This window comes from Weissella soli (assembly GCF_001761545.1).
In the GTDB taxonomy this organism is placed as follows: domain Bacteria; phylum Bacillota; class Bacilli; order Lactobacillales; family Lactobacillaceae; genus Weissella; species Weissella soli.
Window position 1 is genome coordinate 975,645 of sequence record NZ_CP017326.1, and the last position, 25,721, is coordinate 1,001,365.

The 25,721-nt window shown below is 37.6% G+C and carries 41 protein-coding genes; 8 read left to right on the forward strand and 33 right to left on the reverse strand.

All coding sequences use genetic code 11. The features are described 5' to 3' along the window. Positions 1–87: 87 nt before the first annotated feature. From WSWS_RS04605 to WSWS_RS04660, 12 genes are all read right to left on the reverse strand, one after another. Positions 88–453 carry a phage tail tube assembly chaperone gene (locus WSWS_RS04605; RefSeq protein ID WP_070230178.1) on the reverse strand — a complete coding sequence of 122 codons (366 nt, stop codon included), beginning with the start codon at positions 451–453 and terminating at the stop codon, positions 88–90. A gap of 80 nt (positions 454–533) precedes the next feature. Continuing rightward, positions 534–1,175: a phage tail protein gene (locus tag WSWS_RS04610; protein WP_070230179.1), complete on the reverse strand. Its 642-nt coding sequence runs from the start codon at positions 1,173–1,175 to the stop codon at positions 534–536. Positions 1,176–1,179: 4 nt separating this feature from the next. Beyond that, on the reverse strand, positions 1,180–1,551 hold the full coding sequence (locus WSWS_RS04615; RefSeq protein WP_070230180.1) for a DUF806 family protein: 372 nt from the start codon (positions 1,549–1,551) through the stop codon (positions 1,180–1,182). 8 nt (positions 1,552–1,559) lie between these two features. Further along, positions 1,560–1,976: an HK97-gp10 family putative phage morphogenesis protein gene (locus WSWS_RS04620; protein WP_070230181.1), complete on the reverse strand. Its 417-nt coding sequence runs from the start codon at positions 1,974–1,976 to the stop codon at positions 1,560–1,562. Further along, the gene (locus WSWS_RS04625; protein ID WP_164699437.1) at positions 1,969–2,316 is read right to left on the reverse strand and encodes a phage head closure protein; all 348 of its coding nucleotides are present in this window, start codon (positions 2,314–2,316) and stop codon (positions 1,969–1,971) included. The genes WSWS_RS04620 and WSWS_RS04625 overlap by 8 nt, the downstream gene beginning before the upstream one ends. Next, positions 2,294–2,632 carry a head-tail connector protein gene (locus WSWS_RS04630; protein WP_070230182.1) on the reverse strand — a complete coding sequence of 113 codons (339 nt, stop codon included), beginning with the start codon at positions 2,630–2,632 and terminating at the stop codon, positions 2,294–2,296. Before WSWS_RS04630 ends, WSWS_RS04625 begins: the two co-directional genes overlap by 23 nt. Positions 2,633–2,696: 64 nt before the next feature. After that, on the reverse strand, positions 2,697–3,917 hold the full coding sequence (locus tag WSWS_RS04635; RefSeq protein ID WP_070230183.1) for a phage major capsid protein: 1,221 nt from the start codon (positions 3,915–3,917) through the stop codon (positions 2,697–2,699). Between the two features lie 5 nt (positions 3,918–3,922). Beyond that, positions 3,923–4,648, reverse strand: a complete 726-nt coding sequence (locus WSWS_RS04640) for a head maturation protease, ClpP-related (protein ID WP_070230184.1) — start codon at positions 4,646–4,648, stop codon at positions 3,923–3,925. 15 nt (positions 4,649–4,663) lie between these two features. Beyond that, positions 4,664–5,797: a phage portal protein gene (locus WSWS_RS04645; RefSeq protein ID WP_070230185.1), complete on the reverse strand. Its 1,134-nt coding sequence runs from the start codon at positions 5,795–5,797 to the stop codon at positions 4,664–4,666. Positions 5,798–5,799: 2 nt separating this feature from the next. Beyond that, the gene (locus WSWS_RS04650) at positions 5,800–5,997 is read right to left on the reverse strand and encodes a DUF1056 family protein (protein WP_070230186.1); all 198 of its coding nucleotides are present in this window, start codon (positions 5,995–5,997) and stop codon (positions 5,800–5,802) included. Continuing rightward, positions 5,994–7,871 carry a terminase large subunit gene (locus tag WSWS_RS04655; RefSeq protein ID WP_070230187.1) on the reverse strand — a complete coding sequence of 626 codons (1,878 nt, stop codon included), beginning with the start codon at positions 7,869–7,871 and terminating at the stop codon, positions 5,994–5,996. Before WSWS_RS04655 ends, WSWS_RS04650 begins: the two co-directional genes overlap by 4 nt. Continuing rightward, positions 7,858–8,325 (reverse strand): phage terminase small subunit P27 family, encoded by a 468-nt coding sequence (locus tag WSWS_RS04660; protein ID WP_070230188.1) that lies wholly within the window; start codon positions 8,323–8,325, stop codon positions 7,858–7,860. The genes WSWS_RS04655 and WSWS_RS04660 overlap by 14 nt, the downstream gene beginning before the upstream one ends. A gap of 211 nt (positions 8,326–8,536) precedes the next feature. On the opposite strand from WSWS_RS04660, the gene WSWS_RS04665 reads away from it, so the two are divergent. Beyond that, complete coding sequence (locus WSWS_RS04665) at positions 8,537–9,109, forward strand: uracil-DNA glycosylase family protein (RefSeq protein WP_070230189.1); 573 nt, start codon at positions 8,537–8,539, stop codon at positions 9,107–9,109. A gap of 32 nt (positions 9,110–9,141) precedes the next feature. Here the strand turns inward: WSWS_RS04665 and WSWS_RS04670 are convergent, their stop codons facing one another. The 14 genes from WSWS_RS04670 to WSWS_RS04735 all read right to left on the reverse strand — a co-directional run bounded on the left by WSWS_RS04670 (position 9,142) and on the right by WSWS_RS04735 (position 17,163). Continuing rightward, the gene (locus WSWS_RS04670) at positions 9,142–9,636 is read right to left on the reverse strand and encodes an HNH endonuclease (protein WP_070230190.1); all 495 of its coding nucleotides are present in this window, start codon (positions 9,634–9,636) and stop codon (positions 9,142–9,144) included. 221 nt (positions 9,637–9,857) lie between these two features. Beyond that, entirely contained in the window at positions 9,858–11,321 is a 1,464-nt protein-coding gene (locus tag WSWS_RS04675; RefSeq protein ID WP_070230191.1) for an MFS transporter, read from the reverse strand. A gap of 269 nt (positions 11,322–11,590) precedes the next feature. Continuing rightward, complete coding sequence (locus WSWS_RS04680) at positions 11,591–12,178, reverse strand: sugar O-acetyltransferase (protein ID WP_070230192.1); 588 nt, start codon at positions 12,176–12,178, stop codon at positions 11,591–11,593. Between the two features lie 88 nt (positions 12,179–12,266). Then, positions 12,267–12,677 (reverse strand): hypothetical protein, encoded by a 411-nt coding sequence (locus WSWS_RS04685; protein WP_070230193.1) that lies wholly within the window; start codon positions 12,675–12,677, stop codon positions 12,267–12,269. Between the two features lie 78 nt (positions 12,678–12,755). Further along, on the reverse strand, positions 12,756–12,938 hold the full coding sequence (locus tag WSWS_RS04690; RefSeq protein WP_070230194.1) for a hypothetical protein: 183 nt from the start codon (positions 12,936–12,938) through the stop codon (positions 12,756–12,758). 159 nt (positions 12,939–13,097) lie between these two features. After that, positions 13,098–13,286, reverse strand: coding sequence for a hypothetical protein (locus WSWS_RS04695; protein WP_070230195.1), 189 nt, complete (start codon positions 13,284–13,286; stop codon positions 13,098–13,100). Between the two features lie 38 nt (positions 13,287–13,324). Then, the gene (locus WSWS_RS04700) at positions 13,325–13,726 is read right to left on the reverse strand and encodes a RusA family crossover junction endodeoxyribonuclease (RefSeq protein WP_070230196.1); all 402 of its coding nucleotides are present in this window, start codon (positions 13,724–13,726) and stop codon (positions 13,325–13,327) included. Further along, positions 13,723–13,920 carry a hypothetical protein gene (locus WSWS_RS04705; RefSeq protein WP_070230197.1) on the reverse strand — a complete coding sequence of 66 codons (198 nt, stop codon included), beginning with the start codon at positions 13,918–13,920 and terminating at the stop codon, positions 13,723–13,725. The genes WSWS_RS04700 and WSWS_RS04705 overlap by 4 nt, the downstream gene beginning before the upstream one ends. 47 nt (positions 13,921–13,967) lie before the next feature. Continuing rightward, positions 13,968–14,666 carry a hypothetical protein gene (locus tag WSWS_RS04710; protein ID WP_070230198.1) on the reverse strand — a complete coding sequence of 233 codons (699 nt, stop codon included), beginning with the start codon at positions 14,664–14,666 and terminating at the stop codon, positions 13,968–13,970. A gap of 1 nt (position 14,667) precedes the next feature. Continuing rightward, a complete protein-coding gene (locus WSWS_RS04715; protein ID WP_114981118.1) occupies positions 14,668–15,492 on the reverse strand; it encodes a recombinase RecT in 825 nt (274 codons plus the stop codon). 202 nt (positions 15,493–15,694) lie between these two features. Further along, positions 15,695–16,309 (reverse strand): hypothetical protein, encoded by a 615-nt coding sequence (locus WSWS_RS04720; protein WP_070230199.1) that lies wholly within the window; start codon positions 16,307–16,309, stop codon positions 15,695–15,697. A 94-nt stretch (positions 16,310–16,403) separates the two neighbouring features. Next, entirely contained in the window at positions 16,404–16,784 is a 381-nt protein-coding gene (locus WSWS_RS04725; protein WP_070230200.1) for a helix-turn-helix domain-containing protein, read from the reverse strand. Continuing rightward, positions 16,784–16,948, reverse strand: a complete 165-nt coding sequence (locus tag WSWS_RS08180; RefSeq protein WP_164699439.1) for a hypothetical protein — start codon at positions 16,946–16,948, stop codon at positions 16,784–16,786. The genes WSWS_RS04725 and WSWS_RS08180 overlap by 1 nt, the downstream gene beginning before the upstream one ends. Positions 16,949–16,956: 8 nt before the next feature. After that, positions 16,957–17,163 (reverse strand): hypothetical protein, encoded by a 207-nt coding sequence (locus tag WSWS_RS04735; RefSeq protein WP_070230202.1) that lies wholly within the window; start codon positions 17,161–17,163, stop codon positions 16,957–16,959. Between the two features lie 131 nt (positions 17,164–17,294). Between WSWS_RS04735 and WSWS_RS04740 the strand changes: the two genes are divergently transcribed. Then, positions 17,295–17,459 carry a YjzC family protein gene (locus WSWS_RS04740; RefSeq protein WP_070230203.1) on the forward strand — a complete coding sequence of 55 codons (165 nt, stop codon included), beginning with the start codon at positions 17,295–17,297 and terminating at the stop codon, positions 17,457–17,459. A 151-nt stretch (positions 17,460–17,610) separates the two neighbouring features. Here the strand turns inward: WSWS_RS04740 and WSWS_RS08185 are convergent, their stop codons facing one another. Genes WSWS_RS08185 through WSWS_RS04755 form a run of 4 tightly spaced genes read right to left on the reverse strand, consistent with a single transcriptional unit; the run spans position 17,611 to position 19,057 of the window. Further along, the gene (locus WSWS_RS08185; RefSeq protein ID WP_164699442.1) at positions 17,611–17,781 is read right to left on the reverse strand and encodes a hypothetical protein; all 171 of its coding nucleotides are present in this window, start codon (positions 17,779–17,781) and stop codon (positions 17,611–17,613) included. Positions 17,782–17,815: 34 nt separating this feature from the next. Next, positions 17,816–18,085 (reverse strand): hypothetical protein, encoded by a 270-nt coding sequence (locus tag WSWS_RS04745; protein WP_070230204.1) that lies wholly within the window; start codon positions 18,083–18,085, stop codon positions 17,816–17,818. A gap of 17 nt (positions 18,086–18,102) precedes the next feature. Further along, a complete protein-coding gene (locus WSWS_RS04750; protein ID WP_070230205.1) occupies positions 18,103–18,828 on the reverse strand; it encodes a phage antirepressor KilAC domain-containing protein in 726 nt (241 codons plus the stop codon). 25 nt (positions 18,829–18,853) lie between these two features. After that, positions 18,854–19,057 (reverse strand): helix-turn-helix domain-containing protein, encoded by a 204-nt coding sequence (locus tag WSWS_RS04755; protein WP_070230206.1) that lies wholly within the window; start codon positions 19,055–19,057, stop codon positions 18,854–18,856. Between the two features lie 257 nt (positions 19,058–19,314). On the opposite strand from WSWS_RS04755, the gene WSWS_RS04760 reads away from it, so the two are divergent. The 4 genes from WSWS_RS04760 (at position 19,315) to WSWS_RS04775 (ending at position 22,059) form a co-directional block, all read left to right on the forward strand. After that, a complete protein-coding gene (locus tag WSWS_RS04760; RefSeq protein WP_070230207.1) occupies positions 19,315–19,659 on the forward strand; it encodes a helix-turn-helix domain-containing protein in 345 nt (114 codons plus the stop codon). Further along, complete coding sequence (locus WSWS_RS04765) at positions 19,660–20,070, forward strand: ImmA/IrrE family metallo-endopeptidase (RefSeq protein ID WP_070230208.1); 411 nt, start codon at positions 19,660–19,662, stop codon at positions 20,068–20,070. Positions 20,071–20,159: 89 nt separating this feature from the next. Beyond that, positions 20,160–21,236: a type I restriction endonuclease gene (locus WSWS_RS04770; RefSeq protein ID WP_070230209.1), complete on the forward strand. Its 1,077-nt coding sequence runs from the start codon at positions 20,160–20,162 to the stop codon at positions 21,234–21,236. Between the two features lie 124 nt (positions 21,237–21,360). Continuing rightward, a complete protein-coding gene (locus tag WSWS_RS04775; RefSeq protein ID WP_070230210.1) occupies positions 21,361–22,059 on the forward strand; it encodes a hypothetical protein in 699 nt (232 codons plus the stop codon). Here WSWS_RS04775 and WSWS_RS04780 read toward each other — a convergent pair. Further along, a complete protein-coding gene (locus WSWS_RS04780; protein ID WP_070230211.1) occupies positions 22,056–22,826 on the reverse strand; it encodes a hypothetical protein in 771 nt (256 codons plus the stop codon). The genes WSWS_RS04775 and WSWS_RS04780 overlap by 4 nt on opposite strands. Before the next feature lie 368 nt (positions 22,827–23,194). Between WSWS_RS04780 and WSWS_RS04785 the strand changes: the two genes are divergently transcribed. Both WSWS_RS04785 and WSWS_RS04790 read left to right on the forward strand, forming a co-directional pair. Next, positions 23,195–24,343, forward strand: a complete 1,149-nt coding sequence (locus tag WSWS_RS04785) for a site-specific integrase (protein WP_070230212.1) — start codon at positions 23,195–23,197, stop codon at positions 24,341–24,343. Between the two features lie 313 nt (positions 24,344–24,656). Further along, positions 24,657–25,103 (forward strand): DUF2798 domain-containing protein, encoded by a 447-nt coding sequence (locus WSWS_RS04790; RefSeq protein ID WP_070230213.1) that lies wholly within the window; start codon positions 24,657–24,659, stop codon positions 25,101–25,103. A 60-nt stretch (positions 25,104–25,163) separates the two neighbouring features. Here WSWS_RS04790 and WSWS_RS08125 read toward each other — a convergent pair whose 3' ends face one another. Both WSWS_RS08125 and WSWS_RS04795 read right to left on the reverse strand, forming a co-directional pair. Further along, positions 25,164–25,337, reverse strand: coding sequence for an IS3 family transposase (locus WSWS_RS08125; protein ID WP_164699444.1), 174 nt, complete (start codon positions 25,335–25,337; stop codon positions 25,164–25,166). A 7-nt stretch (positions 25,338–25,344) separates the two neighbouring features. Beyond that, positions 25,345–25,680, reverse strand: coding sequence for a hypothetical protein (locus WSWS_RS04795; RefSeq protein WP_070230214.1), 336 nt, complete (start codon positions 25,678–25,680; stop codon positions 25,345–25,347). Between the last annotated feature and the right edge of the window lie 41 nt (positions 25,681–25,721).

Sequence of the window (25,721 nt, forward strand, 5' to 3'; positions counted from 1 at the left end):
AAGGCATAATATGCAAGTTAGAGAGGACATTTTGTTCGTTATAATCAAAATCCTTTATTGCAGTATCTAGTATGTTATAACGCTCAACTAATCTTTTAAACCCACTTCTTCTTCACTAGCATCGACCATTTCAACATGCATAATGGCCGCAGCAATTCGTTGAGCAAAGGAAACGGTGTCATCAAAATTAATATCTTGAATTCTTTCTGCTTGATTCTCTGTCAAACCTAAGATATCTACAATGTACTTGATAACTGCATCTTGCATCTCTAGCATGCTAGCAAGACTTTTTTCAAAGTTGGCCGCTTCGTTATCACTTTGCTCTTGATCAATAGCTACTTTGGCCAATACTTTTTGCATGAGCCATGTCATACGTACATTTTTATTCGATTCTTTGACTTCAAATGGCTTGGCAATACCTAGTTCTTCTTTTGCATTAATTTTTACTGACATATTTTTCTCCTGTAATTATTTATTTTGGGGCCTCACCCTGAGACATAATAAAAAGCCGCTTGCGCGACTTCTGACCTAATTTAATTCGTTCCACCTGTCGTTGAACTATTGTTCTTGAATACATCATTCATCATGGCTGCTTGATCAAATTTCGAAGCTGTGCTGAAATAATACTTACCAAAACCGTCATCTCCACGTTCAAGCTGTGCAATAGTCAACACATCTTGTGTGCGTGATTCAGTGGAACTATTAGAAGTCAATGTAGCGGACGCCTCCGAAGCATTGCCCATATACATACCGATATATACCGGCTTTGCTTCATCAAAAGCCTCTGCTGATTCAGCGAGCAGTGCTAATCGTACATTAGAGTCCTGTTTCCCAGTAAATGTAAACCCACCTTTACCATCAGATGGCATACCAAGAATGGCCATTTTAATTTCATTGGGTAAAGCATTGACTGTTAACACAGACTGAACTGATCCCTTACCTGCAGATTTATAAACAATCTTGTTATTGCCGGGAATATCAGTTGTTGAACCGACCAAATTTGAGAGTGCGAGCGAAGCTACTCCAAATGAATCATCAATTGTAACGTCGTAAATACCTGATGTATCCGTTGCTGCCTGATCGGTATATTTATAAATACCTTGTGTACCGGTCAATGTCACCCCATTTTTATCTACTAATGCAAGTTTTGCGCCTGCAATACCTAATGTTGCCATATAATTATTTCTCCTTTAAAACTGTTATTCGTTTAACTTGAATTGTTTGATAATCCTGTCCAGTATCTGGATCAGTTTGTCTACCTTTAATGTCACTAACCATATATCCATTAGCAGTTAGGAATTTCATCAATTCGATTTCAACTGTGTCATAATCTAAATCACTTTCTAGTGAATAGTAGATCTGGATGATAATATTTTGGGATACTGTGTTGAACGTGTTACCACCGTAATTGCCAAGACTGCTGTATGCATCTCTAATTAACAGAGACGTTTGGTTAGCGAGTATCTCTTCTGGAATTAACTTAGGATAGATACCATCTACCCATGTTACATGTCCATTTAACAAGCTAAAGGTATCCATTACTGCTGTCATGAATTACCTCATTTCTCTTTGATTATTCGTTCAAATACTTCTGCTTCTGCTTTTAAAACTTCTTCTGAAGAATTATCGCGTGCATTATCAATGAAACTGTCACCTTTAATATATCTGGTACCATCATTCAGAAATCTTGCTATTCGAGAATGATTTGCGTCTGGTTTAGTAAACCCTACGGCCGAACTACCATCAGTCACTGTTCCTTTTAAATTACCAATTTGAATACTGTCTGCGAGATGAGTCATATCGCCAATCTTACGATTAGCATTATAGTGACCAGAATCTATTGTTGCCTGCCTTAGATTCTTAGCCAGTACTGTTGCGCCCGCATGAGTGATTTCTTCACGTTCTTCAATCGTTAGATTTACAATACCGCCTATTTGTTGCAACATGTCATCAAGTTGTTCTGATAAATCAGCCATTTTTCACCACCTTTTGTAAGGTTAATAAATCAAATGTCTCTCGTGCTGAACGATCATCAGAACTAATCAAGATAATTTTGTAAACATCTCCACCAATTCTTACATTGAGTTGATCATTAATACTTGCATCATGTCTAATCGCAATTAATTTGGTATTAGTAATCGATTCACCAGCTAACGTATATTGTTGATTCAATGATTGATTTATGTAACCAAACCATCTTGAGAATGCTGGCATAAATCCTTTAGTGGGATTACCATTTTTAGGATTATATCCGGTCGTTCCTTCAACACCGAACTCAGCTCGTTCATTAAATTCAAGTGGATTTATCGCCATCATATGCTCCCTTCTCGGCCAAATAATTAGCATAATTACCACGTAGCTGTGCAATGATTGAATTGGTTGCTAAATCAACAGGAAAAGCCTGAACCAATGACAATGACGTTCGAAAAGTATAATAACCGCTCGCTAAAGCAATCGTAGCTACATCTACTAGCGTTGTCACGCTGGCATCAGCATAAAATGCATCATCCTCTGTACCGATAGCGTTTTTAATATACTGGAGAGCCGCCAAGATATAGCCACTTAACAATTTATCATCTGCCTCTGAATCTACACGCAAGGAACTTTTTAAATCCTCTAAAGATACAGCCATACAAACCTCCTTAATACCCGCCCGCTTTTGCGAACTGTTCATTTATAAGCGAGTATATATTTAATTAGCTACCTGATGGAACGCTAGCATTAAAATTAGCACTTTGATCGGAAATAGCGGTAAATGAACCAGCGACAAATGCCTCAGAATCGGTCGCTTCCACATCAAAGCGATCAATGACACGAATCTTAGTCAAATCCTTTTCAAATGCCCCTGCACCAATGTTCGTTGACAACAATGACATTTGTTGACGATCAAACAAAGTCACAGCTTGTTTGAGATCACCAAAATACAATGGGTAAACAGGAGCCGATGTAGTTCCAGCGGATGGCAACCAGCGGTCTGCTACAACTACAATATTTTTACCGTCGATTTGCTTCACATCTGGTTGCGTTGGATTGGGCTGTAACAAATAGTTACCCATTGCGTCCTTCACCTTCGCCAAAACTGCCAAACCAGACACATTAGTCATGAAGAATGACGTAGTTGCAATCGCAGGATCCACTGACGTGTAGACAATGTCCTTGATATCATCAAACTTTGCTACGGTTGGCTTTTTAGGAACTGCATTCATTGCAGAAATAATCGCCTTATTTCGTGTAACCACAACCTTTTTTGCGATCCATGACGATAACCATGCCAAAATATTTTCAGCAGTATCATTCAAAAGTGTATTTGTAACTGTTGAAATACCTGCATAACGCTTGATGAGATACTTAACAATGGCTAACTTAGGATCATCATTATCGGTAATAGTTGCATCATCAGCATCTAAATTCGCCAACGGTGTGACATCCGACCATTTTTCATAAACGCGAGAACCCGACAAGGTTGACACTGATTCTACATTGACATATTGTTCCAAAGCATCATATTGGCGAACTAAAGTATGAATCGCAGTTTGAATATCTTGTGGAATAGTCAAACCAATGGCATTACCATTTGCATCAGTACTTGAATCAATTTGATTAACAACAGAAGGTGTCCCCTTGATCATCCCCTTAAAAGTATCAACAAAGCTCTTCTTTAAGTCGTCCTCTTTAGGTGTCAGTGGTGGAATTGGTTCATGCTTTTCAACAATGTTCTCAGCTTGTGCTTGAACCAAATTTTCATGTGCCAAATCTCGTTTAGCAATTGCATTTGTAATTTTCGTTTGAATATTGGTTACATCTTCAGCAGAAGTACTATCATCATCTACCATAAGTTGTGCTTGATTTTGTAAATCCGAGACCTTTTGTCCTAAATTCACCCATTTTTCGTTTAATTCGTTGATATTAACTGTCATACTAATTATTTCTCCTTTGTTTTACCTAATAAAATAGCCAACTTACTTTGCTTTAAATCGCTAGTAGGTTGACTATTTTTAACTTCGTTTTCTGGATTGATTGACTTGTTGAGCAAGTTGAAGAGTTTATTAACAGCTGATTTAGGTACAAAATTAGCTGTTGTATTGGAAAATACTGCCTTTTTTTCATCTAAAAACATGATTTCATCAGCAAACCCTTTATCTACAGCCTCTTGCGCCCCAATCCATGTTTCTTGCGCCATCATATTAAGTAGATCACCTTGTGGCAATCCTGTTTTAGCTTCGTAAGCATTAGCAATTGACTGATCGATACTATCTAACACACTGATTTCATGTGCCAAATCGTCTTTGTTCCCTCCACCATAACTCGCAGCTTGATGAATCATAATTTGAGCTGTTGGTGAAATTTTTACTGTATCTCCCGCCATAGCGATAACACTTGCAGCGCTTGCAGCTAGACCTTGAATGTTAACGGTCACATGTGCATCAGATTGCCGTAACATGGTATAAATTTCGCTAGCTGCGAAGACATCCCCACCATTTGAAGCAATATTTACCTCAACATCTGGATCAGGATTATCTGGATCATCATCTTCATTAAGAATGTTAGCAACGGCACCTGGTGAGGCACTCGGAATACCGAAGAACGTATAAAAGGCTGCAGTGTCATCGTCCACAACAGTACCTTTAATATCAATTTGTTTGGTCAATATCTTAACTCCTTTTTACATATTATCAGGAATATCTGGCATGTTAGGTGGCAGATAACCTGTTTGCTTAAGCAACCACTTAGCTTCATTGGCTGTGAGTGTATTACTCTGTTTAAATGCATTGATGTTGGTAGTATAGTCATCATTTACAGGATCAATTGCCGGTTTAATGTCAATATCAACTGATGATGACTGCTTATTTGATAATTCACTAGTAATTGAACGTCCAAATCTCATCAAAGCTTTGGCATAGTCACCGCCGATCATTTTCAATGAACTTTGCTGATCTCCTTGACCATTTAAAACCGAATCTGGAATACCATAGGCTTTAGCAATTTGTTTGGATGTCCAGTCAGTCTGGGCGAGTAGTTTTGATACATCCCCTTTAATTTCAAGCGGCGTATATGTCTCAAGCTTATCAATTACAACCGGTCCACCATTGGAGTTATTAATTTGGTTCATAAATTGTCGAGATAATGCTGATTTATGCTTCGCTTGCATTAAACCACCACCATCAACTTCCAGAATACCAGGGGTCAAGACTGATTTGGCCAAGGCGTTAATTGTCAGCTTATTAGATGATTCCTTGATTTTTAACTCGCTAGCCAATGAGCGTAATGGACTAATTCCAGTTGCACCTCCGTTTTGGCTCAACAATCTGAAATGAATCATATCGCTTGATGGAATACTTTGCTTGATACCGACTAATGGTGAGTCAAAAGTAATGTTGTAATAGAGCCCTGAATAGTCGTCTAAGGGAAACACACTTACCTGACTTGGTCTCAGATATTCCCATCGCACATCAATGCCATTACGATTACGCCAGCGATAAATAAAGGCTTCACCACCTAACAATAATTGCGCAAAGACCGATTGCCAAAAACTATAGCCGTTTGTCCAAGTTGTTGGATTATTCAACATACTTTGATTCTGTGCATTATCAGTAATCAACTTTGATGAAGCTAAATCTGCACTTAATTGAAAAACAGCAGAATAAATATCTGAATTTCGTAAGGCAACTTCCGCACTTACATAATCATCTTTACCTGCCGGATTCAAAAAATTCACAATTTCCGAATCATCAAAATTAATCTCGCTACCACCACCCACATCCAAGCTGTTTTTAAATCGTGGGCTAAATAATGGCAATATTAATCACCCCCCTTCGGTGTATTATTAGCAATTAATTCGCTAACTAATCCTGTAATTGCAAATGAGATTGCTAATGTGACTGCTCCTGCAGTCTGGTTTAAGCTAAACATTGCCCAGTTAATCGTTATTAACGCAGCTAAATAACAAATCAGGTCAAATATGCGCCAAATAATCGGTAAAATTTGCTTAAAAATCATAATTCATCCCCCATTAATCCAGCTTCCTCACTTAGTAGCCAGTCTAATTTCTGTTGTGGTGTCATTCGTTCAATTTGCTTTTCGGGGTCATTCACATCTGAATAATCTTCAAAATGTATCATTCCTTGATACAAGGCATCAATAATGGCATCAACAACATCAATCTTCAGTGTTGCTTTGGCTTTATCAACTTGAATACCTATCTTGTCTTCAATCACTTGTGCATTCAATAATGCCTTTTCCATTATTTTGTCATCAAGTCGAGTGATCGAACTCTCAACAAAGACAGACTGTAAAAACTTAGTAGGATCTTTTAACTCACTTGTTCGCTGTCTAATCGCCATCAAGTTCCATGAAGTATTTAGCTCCAGTTGTTTAATGGCAGGTGTCGCACCCCATGCATCATAACCAAAAAAGACAACGTCCAATGCGTTGTCTTCTACATAATTTATTAGCCATTGATAAACTTGATCATCATTAATTAACCCTTGTGGATGTGAAGTAATCGTACAATATCCCTGCTTGGCTAATTCACGATAATTAATCCCATCTTGCTTTTCTTTAGCATCAATACTCCCAGCTTTTTCCCAAGGGATAAACGAGTGTTGCTGTACATGCCAATGTTTGTTACCGTTCTTATCTATATATGGATATACGAAGGCAATGGCTGTATTATCGCTAAACATGGAATAATCAAACCCTATGTAAACTTGTTTTCCATGAATTTGGAACTCACTCACAATTGCACGTTCTACGTCAGATAATTTTAAAAAACTATTAGTCGACTCCTGCAACCACATGTTCAAGTTTTTGTTCTGAAAGTCACTGATTGTTCCTGCCAATAGATCACTATCCCGTTTATCAAGTAACCCTTGGCTCAAAACATCTTTTTCGCTATCCAACTCTAGTAGAGGATTACTTTTTATCCATGTTTCTGGCTTAAACGTTTCGTCTAAACTATCATTCGCCCAGATTAAGCCCAGATAGCTATCAGCATCCCTGTTCCAATCTTGTTCCATAGCTTGTTGAATCATTTTTTCATCTTCATGAAATGGTACTGTTGGGTCAGGATAGGAGGTGGAAATCTGAATGAATTGTCGATTTTTTACCTTCACCTGGCCTGATATAATTTTGGAAATCTTAGCCCGACTTTTAATTTCACCAATTTCATCAACAACAGCTGTTGTGAAATGAAAACTATCATACTGTCCAGACTCATGAGAAATGGCTCTCATCACATTGTTCTTTTTCTTCATAATGATTTGATCTGTCTGAATCATCAAACCGACCTCATCTGCATATGTTTTAAACGGTGACTTACTAATCAACTTTTGCATCATACTCTTGATGTATCCGAATAATTTGTTAGTTTGTTTGAAATTAATCGAAGCTACTAAAAAATCTTGATTTTCAAGACCAATTGTCTCAACCAAGAATGAATATGTTTGAATGATTGCCATCATGTACGTTTTACCCTGCCCTCTGGCCACTGATACGATAACACGACTAAATCGCTTACCACCATCATCATTACGCCAGCCCATCATTTGAGTTAGGATGAATTTTTGCCAGGACATTAATTTTGTCGGCTCTCCGGTATCAACATTTGGTGAGATACTGGCAAATTTAAGTATATTTCTGGCCTGTTTAACCGAGTAATAAAACGGGAATCCATCAGTGCCTTGCCTTTGTAAATCGCGTAAGTGTCTAAATGCTGCTAGTTTGATGAGATAACCTTGATCAATTTCCCCATCTAAGACATCAAACGCATATTGTGTACCCTCATCGTTGTATTGCATTCTAACATCTGAAAAATCCATCGAATGATAAATACCGATAACGTCATGGCTTATAGTTAGATCAATCTTCTTCATCAGCAAAGAACTCCTTCATTTGTGACATTGAATTTTCGTCATCATTATCACTAGAACTTAAGTCCATTAGTTCAGATCTGCTCTTTGGAGATAAGCCTAGTTCTGAACCAATCTTTGCAAGATTTTTCAATGAGTCACTGTAAATATTCGTCATTGGATTACGTTTGTAACCCTGAAAAACTTTATCAATGATGGTACCTTCAAAATCTTGAACCGGTTTGTAGATTGCTTGTACCTCTCCGTTTTCTCTGACATGCTTGTAGGCATTTCTATAAATTTCATATTGTGTACAATACATTTCTACTAAACCAGAATCAATGCGATTGACGCTACTTTGTGTTTCTAAAAAAGGCACAACTTTACGCCAAATCATCTTCGCTTGCTGTCCCAGATAAGCCGGAGGTGTGCGTGTTAAACGCCCGCCATTAACATCTTTATCTACTTTTTTGACCAAGGTTTAACCACCTCCTTCCTTGTCAATCCCCCCCTACCCTAAAATTTTCAAAATTCAACATTTTTACAAGACGACGTCATGTGTGTGCTCTTAATTCTCATAACAAGGGGCGGGGGTATCTAATGGCTTCCTTTTTGAATTATACTAATTTTAAAATCATCTCTTCATTGGTTTATAATTGATTACTGGATATAGAATTGGAGGGAAAATCATGGGGATTTTTGAAGAAATTGAACAGGATCCTGCGAACAAAGGATTTACAAAACTAGGCTTAAGCCCGATTTACAGCGCCCCAGTAACCGCTAGAATTATCATCATTGGCCAAGCACCTGGATTACGAGTTCAAAATAGCGGTATTTCGTGGGATGATGCCTCTGGTGATCGATTACGTGACTGGTTAGGTGTCACCAAGGATGTCTTTTATAACTCAGGAATGATTGGTATTATACCAATGGACTTTTACTACCCAGGTAAATCTAAATCTGGAGACTTACCACCTAGAAAAGGTATTGCTGATAAATGGCATCCCCGTTTATTAGAGGAAATGCCTGATGTGAAGTTAATTGTTTTGGTTGGTTCTTATTCTCAAAAATATTATCTACATCTTAAAAGTCAAGATAAAATCACTGACGTTATTAAAAATTATCGTGACTATCTTCCTAATTACTTTCCCATCGTCCATCCTTCACCCAGGAATAATATCTGGCTTAAGAAAAATGAATGGTTTGAACAGGAAGTTGTTCCAAATTTACAAAAAGTTGTCTCAGGTATACTATCTGAATGACCTATTAAATGGGATGTTAGAGAACGTGACATTTAGTCATGTTCTTTTTTCATTAGCCTATTTATAGTTTGTATATTTCTAATCGCTGTAATATGTTTAAGCTCTCCTGCCTTCCCCGTGCCATATGTTTGTTGTTCCCATATTGTTTTTAATGTATGGCAAGAATGACATATAACAGCTAAATTACTGATGTCCGCTTTTTCATTCGGGGATGCTTCAATAGGAACGATATGATCCACTGTCTTGCCTTGCTTGACTATACCATCGCACTTACAGTATTGGCACAAGTAATGTTGCTCATCTAACACTCGTTGTCTTAGATGTACCCACTGCTTTGTTCTGTAGAAGTTATACTGGCTGCGCTTATTATCATCACGATTACGTATAACTGTATTGTAACGGTGTGTTGCTTGCTTATCTCTGAGAGTATCTGTTTTCTCTAGATTTGCATGTTTATTACAATACCTTTTAGGCAGTTCCACTACGTTAAAACAACTATTTGCTTTACATCTCCTTACTCTTGGCATACTGGTACGCTCCTCCACAGCGATATTCTCAATGAATTCAGTCACTTTTCTCTATACACAAAAAACACCCAACAAGAGTTAGATGTTTAAAACTTATTCGATAGATTTAATAATACTAATTTACCACTGAATGAGTACAGAATGTATACAGGAGTTGTACACATTCTGTACACTTGAGCGTTCTTAGAACATTCTATGCAGTAGATTCATTGTTGTGCATGTCACCTCACTTTGGGATAACTCTGTCCACTTAATGTTTCGATCAACGTCTTGGTAGCATCATCGACATCTTCAGGCAGGTGTCCCTCGTGAATTCGTGTGATCTCTTTCTGGACTTGCACATCAGCTTGGAAAGTAAATTTGAACTTTCCCACAAAGTACCAAGCAAGAGCTATGAACAACGTTACACCACCGATCAAAATAAAAGCAATTGCTATATGAACAGTATTTGGTTGTGAACTAGTTCTATTAACATAACCAGCTTGGTCCAAAATGAATCCGACTAAAAACGTTCCTATCGAAGAGGTCGACTTGCGAATGAATGTCATCACAGATGTGAAAGATCCCGCTCTTTTGTATCCATTCAAGACCTCGTCAATATCAGGAATGAAGGAGAAAATATTCCAAGGGGTATAGACCATACCAGCACGACCTAATTGATAAACAATGCCCACACCAATTAGATACATGACAATGTGACTAGGCTTATATAACCATATTAACAACCACCCCACAGAAGACAAGACTATGAGAGAATAGGAAAAGTGATAAATCCAGTTAGGACCCTTTCGAACAATCAAATAACCTAGAATTGCAGTCATAGGAATCGAAATGACGTTAATGGCTTGAATTTCGGCAGCTACTGTTGTTCTCAAGCCAAGATCTATAGTAATGAAGTAGACAAATACTGCATTCCAAATATCCATAGATCCGTATGAAGCGATGTATATCATGAGGTGTTGCCTAAATGTCTTAATTTTCAGGGTTTCCAGGTATTCTTGCATTAATCCTCGCAGGTGAAAAGTTTGCTTCTCCTTGTTAAGCATTTCGTGAGGTCGATCCTCCCAAGTGGTCAACCACGAGATGAAGATAGCAATAGCGAAAATGATACTAAAGATAATACTGTTGACTACGAATGGCATCGGACTGTTATCACCAAATATCTTGAATAATTCTCGTGGCATTAACATAGCTAGAAATGTTGCCAGTTCTGAAATAATTAAACGAACCGTCGATAACAGACTTCTTCTGTGATAATTATTGGTCATCTCAGTCGGAAGAGTTTCCCATGGTATCAAGACTAAAGAAACGATAAGTTCAAATAATATGTAAGTAACTAGATAGTAGACGTAACCATGCCCTGGTTGCCATATGAGCATATATTCTAAGACCAATGGTATCCCAATTAGCATTAGTAAATGACGTCTGCCGAACCTACGCCCTAGCTTAAATTTGAACAAATTATCACTCAAATATCCCACAAAAACACTAAAAAAGGCATCGAAAATCTTTGCAATTACTAGTATGCTTGCCCCCTGAGTGGCAGAGATGTCCGTGTATTGAGTGAAGAAAAACAGTAACCAGGCGGAAACAATCGCATACGCACTTCCGCCCAGCAGATCAGTCACTCCAAAGCCTAAGGCTGTTCCGAGTGTGACCTTTCTTTCTCTATAAATTCTTTTCATTCGAAAATTCACCTCTCCATCTCATCATATTGAACCCCTTACACATTAGAAGTATATAAGAATTTGATTAGCATTGTAAACATTGATACCAATCCTACAATACACAAGTCCCTATTAATAAGATATGTAACTTTTCCTGCTACCATTTTGTGAACTAGTAAACAGCATAAATAGCCCTGTGTCTTTGTTAAATCCAGAATTATCGACTAAAAAATTAATCAAAAAAGCCGTGAATTCAATCACGGCCATAGTATATTGATAAATTTAATCTAATGTACGTTCCCTTTGTAATGGTCTTTCATGCCATGTGTAATTTCAGTCCGCACCTTACAAGGCACACCATAGGCGATAACGTTATCTGGTATATCCCTTGTAACTACACTTCCAGCCCCAATCACCACATTATCACCAATACTGACACCAGGAACAACCACCGAGCCTGCACCTATCCAACAATTTTTTCCGATATGAATAGGTAAATTATATTGATTCTTCTCTTCACGTAATTTTGGATCGAGCGGATGCCCCGCCGTGGCGAGGGTTACATTAGGGCCAATCATAGTATCACTATCGATATAAATATGAGTATCATCTACACATGTAAAATTAAAGTTAGCATAGACACCATCCCCCAGATGAACATTTTGCCCACCCCAGTTCGCATAAAACGGTGGCTCAAAGTAATTATTCTTCCCTTGATCAGGGATAATTTGCTTAAAGATTGTGTTTCGCTTTTCAATTTCACTAGGTCGAGTATGGTTGAATTCGTACAATAAATCCAAGTATTTATTTTGTTCTTCAACTAATTCGTCTTCCTCTGGCAAATATAACTCCCCATTGTGCATTTGATCAATCATTCTAGTTTTCCCCCCGCAAATAGATTAGCTTGATTTTATCATTTAATCCATTTCTAGAAATTAAAAATGAAAGCGCTTAATCAATTTATTAAACATTTTCGTTTATTTCAAATGGTTCCAACAACCCCGGAAAACTCTGATCAAACAACCTCGCAAACCACTCATATGCTTCTTTACGTTTATTAGCGATCCAACCATGTGAGTATCCACTGATCATCTCAATCTCAAGCCAGGTTCGACCTTCTAAACGCCACTGTAACACATTCCTACCGCGCTTGGCTGGAATGCTCCTTACGACTGCATTCACCGCTTCGACAATCATGCTAGCATGGGCGATATTTGTTAACTTATCCAATTGCGCATTATTAGTCGAACCACTACGTGGCATATCGCTAATTTCAGGTGACCTAATCAAATCCTTCATGTTAGCGAGCGCAACGTACATCTCAAAATCGTGTTCAAAGAAATAATCCACATTCTCAACCGTATTACTGCCCATGTCCAACCCTCCACATGCTATACTAATAAGTATTCAAATCACTAGTTAGCCTGCGTGTTCCGTGGGCTTTTTTTATACTTATTCATTCCCGATTTTGAAAATTTCAACATCAATTGAATCCACTGACTCCAATACTTTGAATAAATCAGTTGCCCTACTCAATGTCATTCGTTTAGCGAGTTCTTGACTCAACACCCAATCATCACCAGACCAGTAGCGTCCTATCAGCTTTATAACCCTGTTTTTGTTTAATTTACTCATTCGTTTCACCACTCTTCGCGCCAGTCAAGTGGCACTACCTTCATTATCTGATAAGCCTTACCATGATAGGTGGACAGCAGTGCTTTCCGATCGTTGCCATATGCCTGAATTTCATCTGTATTTAAATTAAACACAATGTATTTCGCTATGTTACTGGTTTTAATCATTGCCCACCTCCGCACGTTTTAATCTATCTGCCTGCCGTAATGCCTCTTCTTCTAAAGAAATATAGAGAGCGCCATTGTAATTAGTGCTCCATCGTCCATCGCGATTATAGATTTCAGTCTTTTTGTTCTCTCGATGACGTTCTATTCTATATCCATTACCCTGTCTGACGATTTTAATCATCTGAATACCTCATTATTATTTTTGATTTTTTAACACATTTAGATTTGCTTACCTACATGAATTTCAACACGTGGATTCGTCTTATCGATTGTAATAAATGTATGTCTGATATCAGACACTTGATCTAGATTGTCGTTTTTGATGATATTAGCATGTTGAGCCGCATCAAATATGAATTTTTGCATAAAACTTATGTTGTCTAGATCCGTCCGCTTATCTTTCAGATACCAACTGAAATGCCAGTATGTCTCATCACTAGCAACTTTACGCTGATTTAAAATCGGTACAATCCTATTCTCAACCCGCTTCTTATATCCAGATGCCGTGTACATACCTCTTTTAGCTCGTGAAACTAGATTCCATTGATTGAGCGTCAATAGGCGAGGCTTCTGTTTTATAGATACTGTGAATGCATCTAGAGGAATGGTTACATTCATCATTCATACACCCTGAACAGATCGTCATAATCGTTACTCTCAACCTGTCGAAACTTAATGCCATTTTGTGTCAGCAATTTTGATTTATTTGGGGAGAATCTCACTAATGTGGGCAAATCATCATGCTTCTTTGCCTTAGCAATTTCAAGTTCGATCTGCGCGATCGTCATTTCATCTTTGATCCTTATCTGTTTCATAGTTATCCCTCGCTTTGTAATGGCTCATTAGATATGTTTTAAGATATTTATTCTGGTTTATAACCTGCTGGGATGAATGCTTTCAATGGCAACAGGATTTTAACGATGTCTGATCCAGCGTAGATACCATCTTTGTCAACATTGGTTAGGATCTGATAGATGGTATCACCAAGCCGTTGCTCCTTCTTTGCTTCAACATGATCAAGAATGGTCTGCTTACTCAAATCCAATTCATGTAACCTCACAGCGTCTTGAAGTACCTTCTTACCTCTAGCATTCAAGTTACCAGTTTGTGTCCAAAACTCTTCGTTGGTAATGGTGACACCCTCGATATTTTCGGCTAGGAATTCGCCCACCATCCAATTACGGGTTACGAAGAATTCTTCAAGATAGGCTTGGGCCTTCTCCAAATATTCCCGCTTATGAGCTTGACGATAGCTAGCCGTCTCTGCGTCATATCCTAGAACCAACTCTTCAGCCAGCTCTGCGATCATATGAAGTTCTGGAACGCTAACATCTAAACGTTGCTCTTGCAGCTTTAGCCATTCTCTCCTAGCCTTCCCAGCTAGTGTCTTTAAGCGATTAATCTCTGCACGATGCTTCTTCGCGACCTTATAAGATTCTGAGCTGTCACCTACTTCCAGAACAACCTGTTCATTAAGCCAGTTAAGTACATCATGTGCACCGATGAATTCACCGGTTTCATTAATGCTTAATTCAGGGATCACTTCAATAATTTCGGGCATATTACATCCCTCCAAAGAATTCATCGGCTAAATTAGTTAGTTCCTGTGTTGGATCAACTGCCTGACTAGCAAACACGTCCTCATTGGACGCCTGCGCTTGATTTGATAATTGTGGCATTTCTGTATGTTTGTCATTCAAAAGCTGCTTAGTGCCCTGTTCTGTGTCGAATGGTGTGATGTCAATGGCTTGTGTGTATTCAACCTCTGTGTCCTCTGCAATTGCTCGTGCCATTTCAGTAGACTTTGGCGCATACTGCAAGATTGATTTCAGAACAGTTTTCAAAGCCATTGCTTCAAAATCGGTAGACCATGGTCCACTTTTTGACTTCGAGAACTTATTTTTATGATCTTCCACACGCTTTTTTGACCAGTACTCCGCTTTACGGAAACCAGTAACTAATTCAAAGAACGCATAGTAGCCAACTACCTGACCAGTCTCTTCGCCCTCATGGATCAGCTCTTGGGTATACTTGTCCCACTTTGGATTTTCACCTTCATAAACCGGGACTGCGCCAAACGCCTTCATTTGGCCAGAACGCATAGCTAATTGGATTAGGCCCTTATAACCAAGTTGGAATTGTGCAGCACCCTTATATGGCACTAGATACGCCTCACCCATTGAAGGTAACAATGAGAGACCTAATGCACTCGCCTTAGTTGCCTCCACTATGATTGAACTCAGTGTGGCTTTTTCGAGTGCTGGATTTCCCATAATTGAAATAGCTACCTCGCCAGCGAACGCCTTAGCATGTTGACCGGCTGTTGCCTCAAACTGTGCGACCACCTCATCGCTCTTCAGTTGTGCTATTAATTGATTCTTTGCCATTTTATTTTCTCCCCAATTTGTGATATATTATTTGTGTCCAATATTCTTTATTACATACCCTGATCGTTGATAAACGTTCAGGGTATTTTCACGTAGAACACTCTTTTAATTCCAGAAATTTTATGATACTATTTTAGATATCCTATCTCCTAGGCCTTGTTAATTGCAGATAACAAGGCTTTTTTTGTCTAGTTTTACTAATCTATGTGCTGTGATGATGTGTAAAATTCAACTTCAAATACATAAGTAATTCATTTCCCCGTGTTAAATCACTTGGCCAATGTAATTTTTCTAAAACAGTAATACGTGCTAAGGCCATGACATCAGCTTTGTTGCCACCTTTATAGGTGGTTTTTTCTTTGCTCATTTGTAGATCCAATAGGCCTAAATTTTCTTCACTGTACGTTGTATCTTTGAATTTCTGAAACACCAGATCAGCGACACGATTCGCCTGCGTACTGATTTCATCATCGTCCAACGTGAAGTTGGTTGCCTCAACATGTTGTCCTGGCCCTAGTCTGGGTTGCTTGGCTTTGTCCGCTTTATCTTGCTCATACTTGATTACGTCGTCGCTATCCAATAGACCAGCGCTAATATATTCATCCACCGTTTGTTGAATCGACAACGTCGTTTTCCAGTTGTTCGCTTTAGCCTTTTTAATCGCGATAATCACGATCTTAGCTGCATCCTTATCTGTCTTAAAGGCCTGTTCAGCATCATTCATGATGCGTTTCAAATCTTGGTTTGTTAAGCCATTAAATTTGATATTAGTCTTTTGAAATTCATGAACAATTTGTTGAAAATAATCTTGAATCAATTAGTTAGTCTCCTTTCTGTTCGAACATACTAACTAAATTGGGCATACTAACTAACTAATAACGGTTATCTTTAATTAATTAGTACTTGGTTATTCAGTCCTTAGTATTATTAGTCTTTAGTAGCTCGACGTTTTGCACATCTGCAAATTGCACATCTGCAAAACCGCAATCTGCGATTTTGAAATCTGAGACTTCCTTCACCCACTCCTTGAAATTCTTCTTTTCATCCAGAATTTTTGTCGTTCTGGCATATCCCTGAGTTTCCAATTCTTTCCATGCTGATCTTGTTGATCGCTCACCATCTGTCGAATGTTCTGTTAATTCTTCAAAATAGATCTTCCAGTCATCAGGTAAACTCATGATGTAGCTTAACAATCCTTTAGCTTTTAGGGACAAGTTTTCATCCCTTAAAAAATCGTTGCTGATGATCGTGAAATTATCCCCAGAGCGCTTTCTCCTAATACTTTGAGACATCACAATTTCTCCATTTCGCTTCCAATTTCATAAATTTTTATTTGCAACTCTTCGCGTTCCTGATCTAATTCTTCAAGTTCACTTTCAAGTGTTTCTTTTTCTTCAGCTAGTCCCTGCCACCGACTATCGTCATCTGGCTCTAAATCGTACGGTGCTACTGCCATAATTCCACCTACTTCCATTCATCAATCTCTTTAAATTCGTTCATATCGATATCAAGCAAGATGGCAAGCTTAACCATGGACTTGATTGTGGGATTTGCATTCGCGTTCAGTAGCGAATCTAACGTTCCGGAACCTAAGTTTGTTCCTTGCCTAATCTTAGATACTGAATAATCCTTTTCATTTATGTGTTTACGTACTATTTCACTAATTGTCATATAACTAACTCCTTGTTATATTTTTGATATTTTTTATTAGTCCAAATTTTGATAAGATATAGTTACTCACAAGATTTAACACTGATGATACCAAGATAATCTTGTGAGATTACTCAGAAAGGAGAATTTCAATGTCAAAGATTATTAAGCCCGGCTCTGACAATCAAAGGCCTGGCTCATACCATGAAGTTGGGCCACGTGGTGGTTCAGTTCCAGACGGCCATAACGCCACAATAGACTCTGGCGATAGGCTTCCACCAACTACCAAAAAAGGTAACGGATGGATGCATAATTAATCTAGGAAAACAGTTGGCTACATCCAGCTGTTTTTCTTTACTCTTTTTCCATCGACATAATAGCGTTCACTAAATGCGATTGAACCAATTTGTAACCAACTCGTATAAGTCTCGTTACCTTTCTCTGAGTACCTTGTCATGTAGTGATGAATCATAGCAACCATCCTTTCCACAACCCATCTAACAAGACCAGCCCAGTAATGACATCCGCACCAGCAGCGCAGTCAAATAACAAACTGTGGATATCCAATGTGACGCCGACGGTGTACAGGAAGATCCCAAACAAAACAACTAAAACACTCACTAACTTTTCGAAAAACATATGTTTACCTCTCAACATAACGGGGCCACACCCATTAATTTTTGTGTTCTTTTATCCAATTACTTGATTCTTCAATGTCGAAGTAGCGAGTGCCTTCCATCTGATGGAACGGCATCCCTTGCCTCACATATTTGATTAGCGTGTTATACGATATATGCATCTCCTTAGCAGCATCCATTGTTTTGAACATGCCACTAGATTGATGCCTATGTTCTAGTTCTTTAATCCTATTTTCTAAAGATGCCGTTGCCCTCCTAACAGCTTCATCCACTATCAAGCCAATTGCTTCGTTTATATTTGGCATGTCTGGGCCTCCTACAGCTATTGCTGTTCACCAAGGAACTTATTAATAAAGTACTGCTGACCCTTGCCAGTCACCTTTGGCGTCTTGGTGGTAACGTTCACACCATTTGAATTGATATGGTTATGTTCCTTAATTTCGAATAACCCAAGCTCCATGCTTTTTTGCGTTGGCATATTACGATCTGATCCCATACGTCGCACTAGATAGCCATTCTCCCGCAAATAAGTGAAGAGACGATTCTGTCCCATCTCTACGCCATTTTGTTTAAGCAACTTTGCAAGCTCACCAATTAGGATTGATGATTGACTTGCACTCACTGCGTCAGCGAACAAAGCCTTTGGCTTCATCTCAGCAATCCGTTCTTCATATCCAATGAGTTTCTTGTTCGCATACTCAAGCGAACGTGCCATCATCATTTCTGGTGAATTGAATGCCTTCTCAACTTGTATAAAGTAATTTCGAACTTCGTATCCTTTTGTTGTGCCAGACATCATGGCAATGTGCTTTGCCATTTCGATTGTCATTAAGTAGTCATCTAGTTGACGAGTTGCACCATTATTAACAACCGTGGTTGCAACCACACTTGTAAAATCCATACCTGAATTAAATAACTTAGAATTAGTTTTGAACCAATCATTAAAGCGATATGTTTTTGCAATCTCCAATGCCTTATATAATTCACGAGCGCTAACTCGTTGTTCACCTTGTTCAGTTGCCTGAACTTTAATTAATTCATTATTCATGTTTCGCCTACTTTCTGTCTTCCCTTTATAGTTCAATTCCTAAAATCTCGGCTGCTACCTTTTGAATTTCAATATCCTTAGGCGTTGTGTTACCAGCTAGTGCGCGACTTACTTGCGCGGGTGTTGTGTGTAACAGCTTAGATAATTCAACTTGGGTCATACCACGTTGTAGCAAAGCTACTTTGAATGTGATTTTTGTCTTCTTAGCGGCCGACTCTAATTCAGTCATACAAAATTCTCCTTTCTTATTAATTCATCAAGTTATTGTTGACTTTAAATATCCAAATGGATACAATTAAGACATATAAAAATAAGCTTGTTAAATCCCATATATCAACTCTCGCTCGTCCAAAAGCATTTGATATTAGGTGTTTTAATTTGCTCTATCACTTGATGAATTAATTGTAATCCATTAGGATACTTTTGTAAACATAAAGATATCTACTTGGATACTTTTAATTCGTCATATCACTGAAAGGTCTTGATATGACTGTATTCGAACGTATAAAAGAAATTTCAAAAAAGCGTGGAATCAACCTAAAAACTACCGCCATTGAAGCTGGATTGTCTGAAAATGCTATTTATAAGTGGAAAATCCAAACACCTGCGACAGATAAATTAAAAGCCGTAGCTGCGGTCTTAGACGTATCTGTAGATTACCTGCTAGGCAATACTGATGACATGCACAGCAACAAGCAAGATGATATGCCTATTGATCTGGAAGAAACACTTAGCAAGCTCGGTCCTGCTGTTTCATTTGGTGGTAAAGAACTTACTGATGAACAAAAGTTGAAGTTTTATGAGATGGCTAAATTGATGTTTGGTGATTAGATGAATGAAGAAGATTTACGAGATGAACTCCTTGCATTAGCAAGACGACAAGATATTGAAATTATTAATATTGAAACAGACGATGATGCATCACCAGACGTTGCTTTTCCTTTCATAAGAAAGATTATGATGAATCCTAACTTTGATACTAGCTACGCCTATAACTTTCGTTTGGCTCATGAAATCGCTCATGTTATGTACGCGGATAAGGAAGCTCTTCCCTACTATCGGTTTTCACCCTTCTTTTTGAAGGAAGAGGAAAACTCCGCTAATGATCATGCAATTGAGTTAATTGTGAATATGGTTTACAAAGACGTACCTACCGAACAACGTAATTGGTTAGACTTCATGAATACACTAGGATTACAATCACAGTTTGAATCCACTGTGAAACAAATTTTATATAAATAAAAAAGCCACCTATTGAGGTAGCCTATGAGGTACGTGCAGTCAGGAACCACGTTAAAAGCTAGGGCACACTATTTCAAGGAGAAGTAAATATGGATAAGCAAGAATTTTCAACTAAAATAAAGCAATTTTCAAAACGGATTGAACAGTTTAAAAATACAATTTCAAACGAAGAACAAACAAAAAATTCATTGATACTACCCTTCTTCTCGGCTCTTGGATATGATGTTTTTAATCCAATGGAATTCATTCCGGAATTTACAGCTGATGTGTCCGGAATTAAAAAAGGTGAACGCGTGGATTTTGCGATTAAATTAGATGATCAAGTTGTGATCCTAGTTGAGGCGAAAGAACTAAGTGCCCCCCTTGATAAGCATACTACACAAATTAATCGTTATTTTAATGTTGTTGACGCAAAGTTTGCAATCATCACTAATGGTAAAGAGTATCGTTTTTACACGGATCTCGAAAAAGAAAATATAATGGATGGCAAGCCGTTTTTGACGGTTGATCTAACAGATATCAAAGATTCACAAATCAGTGAACTTTTTAAATTTGTAAAAGACAACTTTGATTCAGAAAATATAACCAGTACAGCTTCTGATCTGAAATATGTAAGTCAAATTAAGGCATTTTTTACTCAAGCAATAGATTCACCAAATGATGATTTCGTTAGATTAGTTCTTGATGAGATCGGATACGATGGTGTTAAGCGACAAAATATTATTGAAGAGTTTAAACCTATGGTTTCTAGAGCTGTACAATCCTTAATTAGCGAGCGTGTAAATGATCGACTATCTAGTGCATTGAATTCTACCAGTGTTACGACGTCCGAGGAAGTGGTGGTATCTTCTGACGAGGCAGTACCAGAGAAAACAGAAAACGAAATTGTAACTACCGCGGATGAACTTGAAGTTTATACAATTACGAAACTAATTTTGAATAAGATACTCCCTTCTGACCGTATTTTTTATCGGGACAATACTACATACTTTAATATTTTGATAGATGATAATAATCGTCGCTGGGTACTACGTGCCTACTTTAATTCCTCACGTTCATGGATCGTATTAAATGACCAAGACAACACAAAAATAGAATTCAAACAACCGATAGATATCTATGAATATGCTTCTAAAATTAGCGACATAGCTCAAAACTTTGTATAAATGAAATACAGATCCTCCAAACATCATTTATATAAATAAAAAGCCACTTGTGAGGTGGCATACATACGTCCAGCAAGGAACGACGTTAAAAGCTAATTTAAAAATGTGTGGAAAGGATTAAACAATGCCAACCTCAATATCTATTAGACAAATATCCCAGTTGAAAATTCCAGAAGGAGAGACAGTTGTAGAAAGAGCAGGTGTCCCACTAGGATCAATAAGACGAAGTGAAACTACATTTATTATTAATAGCGAAAGTTATACTATCTATAACTGTTCATTTAGTAAAGACTATGCTGATAACATTTCCGTATTTATCCCAGAAATAGATGACTACATAGAACTGAATTCATACAAGAAAAAAATTGAATTTAAACTATATTATAACTCCCATAAAGGAATCATATTCTCAGATGCAACCACACCTATAACAAAAAGCTTTCTTAACTGTCTAAATGCTACACCTTCAGTTAATATCGAGTACAAGACTCCGCATTTTAATTTAGAAAGTATTGCAAATCAACTAATTGAGACAAAAGGAGTAGGATTTGATTCGGATGACGAAGGAGTAAGCAGTAAGAGCTTTTATGGAAGTGAAGTTGATACTAACCAAGAAGCTAGCTATGCTCTAGAACAAGATCATTCTACAAAACTAATTGGTTCAATAGAAGTACTTGGTTCACTATATACGATAATGTTTACGCAATCAGGAAGCATTGTAGCCTACTCTAAAATACCAACAACAAAAGAAGGAAAACCTTTGGAAAATCCAATGTTACACTTCTCTTTAGATGTGCTTAGTACAATTCATTTTTTGGATTAGTATACATTAGTCAATGGAATGTAATTTTTAACTATATCTTCAAGTGTTTCTAAATCAGATGATGTTGCATATATTTTATTTTTTTGTATCTTTAGTGTCATTTCATCATTTTTAATATCAATTTGAACACTTTTAATTTTAATAGGTTGTATAGTCTTAATTGTAATTTTGTAAAATGGGTTTAAATTACTACTATTTAAATCAATTCCGAGTGTATATGAACAATCATTGAATGTAAATTTGCTCGTTATAAAATCCTTATATTTTTTGAAATCTGACCATACAGATTTTACAGATCTAGCAGCAATTTGATATTCGAACTTTAATACTAGTTGTTGATTTGTTGGTTTGTTGACTAAATTGGCATTTATAGTGAAACGCAATTTGTTTGAAGTAGCTGTTTTTATTGAAAGACTTGATTCTCTTTTTTCAATATCTCTTTTTTTTGAAAGATTTTCTTTATCCATAAATGATATCAAAACCTCTTCAACATCCAATAATTGTATCTCATCGGCAAGTTCTAAGCGCACTGAAGGTTCAAATACAACTGTAGAATTTTTTATGTACGCTTTTAGTTTATTAACCCAACGATAAATGAAATCGCTTTCATTATACAACGCGATTAGTACGGGAGCTAAGCTAAATAATTCTAAATAATTAGGAGCCATCTGATTCACAATTGCATGAATTACATTGTAAGTGGTGACTATCAGAGTTATGGCAATTAAAAATATAATTAAAATTTTTTTAAAATCAAATTTTTCCATCAATGCTACTCCTCTACAAATTGAATTTAAAAAACTTACTGTTTGTCCTGAAACTGAATCAAAATACAAAAACTAAAATTATATTTAGCAATATACTATTAAATTATTGTATCATGACTCGACAAGTCGTTAAACTGCTATACCACTCCGTGAATCTCCTGATAAGGCATTACAAAAGGAAAATCATGATAAATAAAAAAGCACACCCTCCATCGCCAAACTTGAGGTGTGCGTGTAACAAAAAAACAAAGCATCACTGCCCTATTTCTGTATTCGATTATAACAGACCTGAGCAAGTCTATAAACTGCCTAATGTGATCAATAACTCCTCAATTATTCAGGGCCACACCCAAGTTGAGGTATTTTGAATGGCAACAATTAATTATGAACAATATACAAAAAAAGACGGTACTAAGTTATGGGTTGTAAAAATTCGTTATCGTGACGATTCCACGGGGAGATTAAAAGCTACAACACGACGTGGCTTCACTACAAAAAAAGCTGCTAAAATAGCAGCTGAAACATTATCGATTGAACTTCCAAAGGTTGAAAAATCTAAAAGATATCTAGATTCAAACAATATGACCTTAGATAAACTATTCGAGATCTGGTGGTCCAGTTATGAACATACAGTAGAAGCATCTACCGCTAGAACAACTAAGATGCTCTTCAAAAATCATATTTTGAACTCATTAGGCAGCTACTTAGTGACCAAACTGTCTGTGCCCATCATTCAACAATGGATTAATGCTGAGATGTCTCAGTACGTTCAGTATAACAAATTTGCTAATTACTTGCGATCACTACTCGATTTAGCTGTTTCCATGGACATCATACCAATTAACCCATTTCACAAAATTAAAATACCCCATCGATCAATAAATATTAGAACTCCGAAATCCAAAGCATGGGATTCCGAAGATTTTATAAAATTTATTAATACGTTAATGGGGCCTTACAGAGCTCAAAACGAAATGGGATTCACTTATTTATGGATCGTTGCCTTCACTGGTATGAGACGTGGTGAGGCATTGGCCTTAACATGGGATGATATTGATTGGGATCAAATGACAATATCCGTGAATAAAGCAGTTAAGCTCTCCTCTGAAGGAAATTATGTAGGCGTACCTAAAACTGTCTCTGGTAACCGTATATTAAGATTTGACAATATGACATATAAAGTGCTCGTAGACTGGCAGACTAGGGCTAATCCAGAACATCGTTTCATGTTTTCTCAAAAGAGTTCGGATAAACCAGTTAATCTGACACGACCTGAAAAATGGTTTCATGCCGCTGAACAACTAGCCAATGTTCCCCACGTAACCGGGTTGCATACTTTGCGTCATACATTCGCCACGTTAGCTATCGAGAATGGGTTTACACCTAAACAGGTTCAATATCAGTTAGGACACAGCGATAGTGCAATAACAATGGATATCTATACCCATATAACACGTAGATCATCGGATGATATCGGTGCTAATTTTGCTAACAAAATTGATAATAAACTGAATTAGAAGTTGCACGCAAATACACCCAAAAAATGCACCCAAAAATGCACCCACGGGCACTTATAAAAGTCACAACCGTTGATATATCAGCGTTTCAAAGGCATTGGGAACGAGACCCGTTGGCTCCTTAAATCACTGTATCAAAACATCCGCTGAACTAAGGATTTATTTAGTTCAGCGGATGTTTTTTTATACATCAATTAGCGTCTGGATGTACCATTTTTAGTCGTGAGGTATCCGTTAATACTGTCATCATAATGTTACTTATGAAAAAAATCTCTTTATGCTATATTTTAAAAATGCGAAAAGGAGAAAGACAATGCCCCATAATTTTAAAGAAGAGTTGATCTTCACGTTTTTAATGGCTGGCCTCATGGTTTTGGGGATGACATCTTACAATGTCTTCTTACAAAATGGCTTTTCAGATACACTAGCTAACGAAATTATCCTCGGGTTCCCCCTTGGATTCCTCGTCGCTCTGATCTGTGACCTCATCGTCATTGGCCCCATTGCCAAACAGTTAGCGTTCAAATTTATCATTCCCAAATATATGCTTAAAAGTAGCCTCCAAATTGGCATCACTATATCTTTGTTGATGATTCTAGGCATGGTAACCTGTATGTCATTATTTGGAATATTGATCAGTAAGCAGGCTCTCTCTGCTTATCCATCAGCTTGGTTGATGAATGTTATTGTGGCCATTCCGTTGCAACTGTTACTTGTTGGACCATTATCTCGCAAAGTGCTCGCGCTTGTCCAAAATTAAAGAAGATCAACTGATTAATTGCGGTGTACCCAAAAAGTTAAAGTAAAATAATTTAGCTGATTAAGCGGCCATTTGTCGGTATTCTACCGGTGAGTGGCCGTTTAATTTTGTTTGAATGCGTGCGTTGTTGTCATACCGTATCCAATCATTAATCGCATTAATCAATTCTTTTGCGGGTGAATACTTGTTCAGTGCACCAATTTCAACTTTTAGTTTATTAAAGAAACTTTCCATAACCGCATTATCTAGAGCGGTCGCACGACGCGACATGCCTTGGATAAGGCGGTTTTGCTTTAACGTCTTGCGCCATGCCAACGTAGCCAAACTTGGCCGCAACAGCCGTGAATGAAGCGTTCTCCCTAATCGCCCATGAAGCAGCTACCGCAATACGAAATTTCCACGTTATTGCTGGGAGATTAAATAACACATCAGGTCCATGGGCAGCGTAAGCTGCTATAAGCATACTAAATAACTCTTGAGCAATATCGTAGTGTTTGGCTACTTGGGCCTTTGAGTTGAAGCCTGCGTGATACGCCGGAATCGCCTCAAGTTTTGTTTGTTTTGAAATTTTTGTCATAAAGAAACCCCCGAAAGTTACTTCAACTTTCGGGGGTACGC